Annotated in this window: 1 protein-coding gene; it reads right to left on the bottom strand. The window is 36.1% G+C overall.

The genetic code is table 11. The annotated features are described in order from the left end of the window. Positions 1-234, bottom strand: a 234-nt coding sequence (locus HZ297_RS11995; RefSeq protein WP_218644634.1) for a hypothetical protein, incomplete at its 3' end; no start/stop codon positions are given. Between the last annotated feature and the right edge of the window lie 173 nt (positions 235-407).

Below are 407 nucleotides of genomic sequence, written 5' to 3' on the forward strand. Positions count from 1 at the left end.
TCCTACAACTAAGGAAGTGACAGTAGCGGTAATGGAAACCCTGAAACTGTTGACTAGTGTCTCAGAGTAGTAGGCTTTACTAAAGAAAGTGACAAAATTAGCTAGTGAGAATTGTCCTTCATGTATAAGTGCTTGCTTGAGCACGGTAACGATAGGATAAACGAGAAAGACAAGATAGGTAAGAAAGATGAAGAAAGAGGAAGCTGTCCAAATATTTAGTTTTTTACATTCCATGGTTGACTCCTATTATCAGGTTTTGGGAACCATCTGCAGAAAAGATGTTTAATTTTTGCGTATTGATTCGTAGACGAATACGATTGCCTTTTTGTAGTTCTTCTTCAAAAGTTGATTCTTCACTAACTTAAATTTTTGAGGCAAAACCTGTCTCAATGAAATACTCCGTATTT

Origin of the sequence: Thiomicrorhabdus cannonii (assembly GCF_013391695.1) — a bacterium.
In the GTDB taxonomy this organism is placed as follows: domain Bacteria; phylum Pseudomonadota; class Gammaproteobacteria; order Thiomicrospirales; family Thiomicrospiraceae; genus Thiomicrorhabdus; species Thiomicrorhabdus cannonii.